The 5,739-nt window shown below is 38.9% G+C and carries 2 protein-coding genes; both read left to right on the top strand.

The features are described from left to right. The first annotated feature begins 630 nt into the window (after positions 1-630). Positions 631-1,995, top strand: coding sequence for an NADPH-dependent glutamate synthase (gltA, locus tag AB1414_14155; protein ID MEW6608565.1), 1,365 nt, complete (start codon positions 631-633; stop codon positions 1,993-1,995). A 272-nt stretch (positions 1,996-2,267) separates the two neighbouring features. Continuing rightward, positions 2,268-5,069 carry an excinuclease ABC subunit UvrA gene (gene uvrA, locus AB1414_14150; protein ID MEW6608564.1) on the top strand — a complete coding sequence of 934 codons (2,802 nt, stop codon included), beginning with the start codon at positions 2,268-2,270 and terminating at the stop codon, positions 5,067-5,069. The last annotated feature ends 670 nt before the right edge of the window (positions 5,070-5,739 follow it).

Genomic DNA, 5,739 nt, shown 5'->3' with positions numbered 1-5,739 from the left:
AAATAAGTAGTAAGCGGATTTAGCGGATTGAGCAGATAAAAAAACAGAAAAGAAATCCGATTAATCCGCTCAATCCGATTACTAAAAAATAAAAAATCCGTGCTCATCCGTTTAATCCGTGTCATCCGTGTTCTATTCTTACGGCTATTTTCAGGGGAAACGGCCATGAGTCTACGACTCACAAATGAGGATAAAAATGTAGCACAAGCAATTACAACAACTTACATACATTTTTAGGAAAACGGTGGTAGAAGAAATTTCCACCCCCTTAATCCCCCGCCAGCGGGGGAGATAAAAAAATAAAAATCTGTGTAATGTGCGAAATCTGCGGACATTTTCAGGAGAACGCTCATGTCCCTCCAGGGCATAAAGGAGGATGAAAATAGTGGTAGGAGATAGAAGGTGGGAGGTAAGGAGATAGGCGTGAGGAGTGATGTTTTCTTTACTTTCTACTCTCTACCCTCTACTCTCTACTTCCTATTTTCAGGGGAATGAGGATGAAAATAGTAGATAGGAGATAGAAGGTGGGAGATGGGGAGATAAGCATGAGGAGTGATGTTTTCTTTACTTTCTACTCTCTACTTTCTACTCTCTACTTCCTTATTTTCAGGGGAAAAAGGAGATTATTAGATGTCAAAAATAAGACAACCAATGCCAACGCAAGACCCAAAAGAACGAATAAAAAATTTTAATGAAGTCGCTTTGGGTTATCCACCGACTGCGGCTATTGAAGAGGCAAACAGATGTTTGAAATGTCCAAAGCCAAAATGCATCGAAGGATGCCCGGTAGGGATAGATATTCCGGCTTTTGTTGATTTTATAGCCAATGGTGATTTTAAGTCGGCTATTAATAAGATTAAAGAGAAAAATAATCTGCCCGCAATCTGTGGACGGGTATGTCCTCAAGAAACTCAATGCGAAATTCTGTGCGTTCTGGGGAAAAAAGGAGAACCTGTGGCAATTGGCAGACTGGAGAGATTTGCGGCTGATTGTGAACAGGAAATTACTATTCCGAAGATTACTCCAAATGGTAAAAAGGTTGCAGTCATTGGGGCGGGACCAGCAGGACTTACCTGTGCGGGTGATTTAGCAAAATTAGGCTATGAAGTAACCATATTTGAAAGCCTTCATGATACTGGTGGTGTTCTTCGCTATGGTATCCCGGAGTTTAGACTACCAAAGACAATCGTGGATAAAGAAGTAGATTATATTAAAAAACTTGGTGTCCAAATTGAGGTAAATGTAGTCGTGGGCTCAACTACGACGATTAATGAATTAAAAAATAATGGATTTAAGGCTTTTTTTATTGGCACCGGAGCAGGCTTACCTTATTTTTTAGGTATCCCGGGCGAGAATTTGAATGGTGTGTATTCGGCAAATGAATTTTTAACCAGAACCAATTTGATGAAGGCGTATAAATTCCCTGAATATGATACGCCCATAAAAGTTGGTAAAAAAGTCGCGGTGGTCGGGGCGGGAAATGTAGCAATGGATTCGGCAAGATGTGCAAAAAGACTTGGGGCAGAAGATGTATATATCATCTATCGAAGAAGTTTTGAAGAAATGCCTGCCCGAGCCGAAGAAATCCACCACGCAGAAGAAGAAGAAATTATCTTTAAACTACTCACCAATCCAACAAAAATACTGGGCAATGAGCGTGGTTGGGTTACAGCAATAGAATGTCTTAAAATGGAATTAGGTCAACCAGATGAAAGTGGCCGTAGAAAACCTATTCCTATTCCTGGTTCTGAATTCATATTAGAAATGGATACGGTCATTCCGGCTTTAGGTCAGGGACCTAATCCACTACTTTTACATGCTACGCCAGGGTTAGAGTTAAATAAAAGAGGGAATATCGTGGTGAACGAAGATTTAAAAACATCTTTAGAAGGTGTATATGCCGGCGGAGACATTGTTACCGGTGCGGCAACGGTCATCTCCGCTATGGGTGCGGGTAAAAAAGCCGCTTTATCTATTCATCAGTACTTATCTTAAGGGTAACTATTCAGCCACTGATTAGCACGGATAAATAGTAGAGGACAAAAGGCAGAGGACAGAGGGCAGAAGGCAGAGGACAATAGGTGGAAAAACCTTCAGCCTAATTACGGACACGGAAAACGGACACGATTCACGAATTTTCAGTGTTTCATCCGTGTCCATCTGTGGCTGAATAGTTACATATAATTTATTTCTATGTCTTCTCTGTTCCTCTGCGTCTCTGCGGTAAAGGACTACCTGAACGGTCGCAATTTTTGTAAGGTGAAAAAGTGCTTCCAAAAGATACAATCTTTATTAAAGGTGCCAGAGAACATAACTTAAAAAATATTGATGTCCAGATACCGCGAAATAAATTGGTCGTGATTACTGGTTTGTCAGGCTCCGGTAAATCCTCATTAGCTTTTGACACAATCTACGCCGAAGGACAAAGACGATATGTGGAGTCATTGTCTGCCTATGCCCGTCAGTTTTTAGGGCAGATGGAAAAACCCGATGTTGACTACATCGAAGGACTATCCCCGGCTATTGCCATCGAACAACGAACCGCAAGTAAAAACCCCCGCTCTACCGTAGGCACTGTCACGGAAATATATGACTACCTCCGCCTTTTATTTGCCAGAATTGGTAAACCCCACTGCTATAAATGCAAAAAACCTTTAACTCAGCAAACCGTAGATGAAATCGTTGACCAGATATTGAAACTTAAGGATAAAACAAAAATCCAGATACTTACCCCATTAGTTCGAGGCAGAAAAGGAGAATACCAGGAAATATTTACAAATATCCGAAAAGAAGGTTTTATCCGAGTCCGGGTTGATAAAAAGATTTATGACCTTGAAGAAGAGATTAAACTCGATAAAAATAAAAAACATAATATTGAAGTCGTTGTGGATAGACTTATCCTTAAAACCGAACGAAGTAGATTAGCCGATTCAATCGAAACGGCATTTAAATTATCAAAAGGGATAGTTTTTATTAATATCGATGAAAAAGAGGATTTAATCTTTTCATCCGAATTAGCCTGTATAGATTGTGGTATCAGCTATGAGGAACTTTCACCCCGAATGTTTTCCTTTAATAGCCCTTATGGTGCCTGTCCTACTTGTAAAGGATTAGGGGTTAAGTTAGAAGTAGACCCTGACTTAGTTGTCCCAAATAAAGAGTTAAGTGTTTATGACGGAGCGATTAGACCCTGGGGAATCCCATGGGAAAGACTACAACAAACATTAGAACGAATTGCAAGACAATATGGGTTTAGATTGGATGTCCCATTTAAAGAACTGAAAAAAGAACATCAACATATCTTGCTCTATGGCACACAAGGAGAATATTATCGCACTCGATTTGGCACTTTCCGGTATTGGGGAGGATATGAAGGAATCATCCCAAATTTAGAACGACGATTTAAAGAAACCGATTCCGAATTATCCCGTGAAGAAATCTCAGAATTTATGACCAAGCAACCCTGCCCGGTCTGTGAAGGCACCAGATTAAAAAAGGAAAGTTTAGCCGTAACTATTCAAAATATGTCAATTGGCGATGTGACTAAATTATCTATTAAAAAGGCTTATGAGTTTTTCCAAAATCTAAAGTTAAATAAAAAAGAAACACTTATTGCCCACCAAATCTTTAAGGAGATAAAAAGAAGACTGGAGTTTTTAATCAATGTCGGATTAGACTATCTAACCATAGACCGTTCTGCTGGAACTTTAGCTGGCGGAGAGGCTCAGCGAATTCAATTAGCCACTCAGATTGGTTCTGGCTTGATGGGCGTGCTTTATATCTTAGATGAACCAAGTATTGGATTACATCAACGGGATAATAAGAGACTTTTAAATACCTTATGTTGTCTGCGGGATTTAGGAAATACATTGATTGTGGTTGAGCATGATGAGGCAACGATTAGAACCGCTGATTATGTCATTGATTTAGGTCCCGGGGCAGGAGAAAATGGAGGATTTATTATTGCTCAAGGCACTCCCCAACAAATTATTAATGATAAAGCCTCTTTAACCGGTAAATATTTAAAAGGTGAATTAAAGATTCCTATTCCCAAACATCGAGTTAAATCGAAAGCAAAATTTATTGAAGTCAAAGAAGCCTCAGAACATAATCTTAAAAATATCAATGTCAAAATCCCAATCGGGCTTTTTACCTGTATCACCGGGGTTTCAGGTTCTGGTAAAAGCACACTTATTAGCGAAATTTTATATCCCGCCCTGATGCAATATTTTTCTCGAAGCCATATTAAACCAGGCAGACACAAAGAGATTGTTGGATTAAAATATTTAGATAAGGTAATTAATATAGACCAGTCCCCAATTGGCCGCACCCCACGGTCTAATCCAGTTACCTACACTGGCACTTTTACACATATTCGAGCCTTCTTCTCTTTATTCCAGGAATCTAAGATACGGGGTTATAAACCTGGTCGATTCAGTTTTAATGTCAGAGGTGGACGATGTGAAGCCTGTCAGGGAGATGGAATTATTAAAATTGAGATGCACTTTTTACCAGATGTCTATATCCCGTGTGAGGTATGTAAAGGGAAAAGATATAATCGCGAAACCCTTGAGATAAAATATAAAGGCAAAAATATTGCGGATGTCCTTGATATGACTGTAGATGAAGCATTAAACTTTTTTGCCAATATTCCCGTAATTAAACGAAAGTTAGAGACCCTCTCCGATGTAGGATTGGGTTATATCAAACTCGGGCAATCATCTACGACCCTTTCTGGTGGAGAGGCACAGCGAATAAAATTATCTGCAGAATTAAGTAAACGGGCAACCGGGAGAACACTTTATCTTTTAGACGAACCAACAACTGGTTTACATTTTGCCGATATTCACAAATTATTAGATGTTCTGATGCGACTTCGGGAAGCAGGAAATACGATTGTGGTGATTGAACATAACTTAGATGTAATTAAATCAGCGGACTATATCATTGATTTAGGTCCTGAAGGTGGAGATGCCGGAGGAGAGATAGTCGCTACCGGTACACCTGAGGAAATAGTTAAGAATAAAAATTCCTATACTGGTCAATTTTTAGTGAAAGCACTAAAGTGATAGTAGAGCGGTTATTAACTGGAAGTTTACAGAGGATAATACCCATATAAATAAGGCATGAGAATAATCGTTCCGTTAGGAACATAATATCGGTAGAAATAGATAGACAATGAAATTCCAAATCACAAATTCCAAATTCCATTTAGTGAATTAGTGAATTAAGCGAATTAGCGAATTAGTAAAATCTAATCTCTAATTCACTAATCTCTAATTCGCTTTTTGGTATGTGAAATTTGGTGCTTATTTGAGATTTGGTGCTTGGGATTTGGGATTTTTTACTTATCCACTCTGAGTAAAATTTTGCGACCTGTACGGTTAGAAATTACAAGCAATGCAACCGTTTCGGTGTAAAGAAGGGGGATAAGGAGATAAAGAAGGATATGGAGATGGAAGAATATCAAGAAAATTTACTTGCTGAGGCAGTAATTTAATGTATCATACCGTAATCTCCCTATCCCCCTATCTCTCTATCTCCTTTTCTTACATCAACTAACGCTTGCGGATAATTCTCGAACTGCTAACCATACAGGTCAGAAATTTTCGTTAATACTTGATGTTCAAGTTTTTTAAAGGTATAAAGATTTAACCGCAAAGAGCGCAAAGGAAGATTTCGCAAAGGACGCAAAGGAAGGAAAATAAGGTGGTGAACAACCTATTGCTTTGTTAAGTT

It is taken from the genome of bacterium, from assembly GCA_040755795.1.
GTDB lineage: Bacteria > UBA9089 > CG2-30-40-21 > CG2-30-40-21 > SBAY01 > JBFLXS01.
This window is presented reverse-complemented; position numbering and strand designations above follow the sequence as displayed.

What these genes read in the sequence shown, in the direction of transcription:
- gltA (MEW6608565.1), top strand. Translation starts at nt 631, where the DNA reads ATGTCAAAAATAAGACAACCAATGCCAACGCAAGACCCAAAAGAACGA.